The following is a 402-nucleotide window of genomic DNA, read 5'->3' as shown; positions in this document are numbered from 1 at the left end:
AACTAGCCCGGCGGTGCCATAATGACCGCCGCCGCACTGTGTCTCGCCGTTAACCTGTTCTGGGAGGCGCGCTCCAGCGCCTCGCTCACTGAGTGGTACGCCATCGCATGGGTGGTCCAGAACCGCGTCGAGGCGCCGCAGTATCCGGACACGGTGTGCGCCGTGATCCGCCAGCCGCATCAGTTTTCGTGGACAGCACATCACTGGAAGCCGGTGATCGACGGCGAGCCCGACCGCCGCGCATGGGTGCGCATCAAACGGTTCGCAGCGTGGTTTGTTCAAGCGGTGAACGCTGGCGTGGCTGTGGACCCGACCGACGGGGCGCTGCACTACGCGTCCGGCAAAGCGCCCTGGTGGGCAGTGGGAATGCAGGTGGCCGCCGTCGAGGGCGGGCATGTTTTT

The 402-nt window shown here is 66.2% G+C and carries 1 protein-coding gene; it reads left to right on the top strand.

Going from position 1 to position 402, the window contains the following annotated elements:
• Positions 1 to 21: 21 nt before the first annotated feature.
• The coding region (locus ASV53_RS24760; protein WP_094959039.1) for a cell wall hydrolase at positions 22 to 402 on the top strand (381 nt) is incomplete at its 3' end.

The organism is Photobacterium sanguinicancri (genome assembly GCF_002265265.1).
Classification (GTDB): Bacteria; Pseudomonadota; Gammaproteobacteria; order Enterobacterales; family Vibrionaceae; genus Photobacterium; species Photobacterium sanguinicancri.
This window is presented reverse-complemented; position numbering and strand designations above follow the sequence as displayed.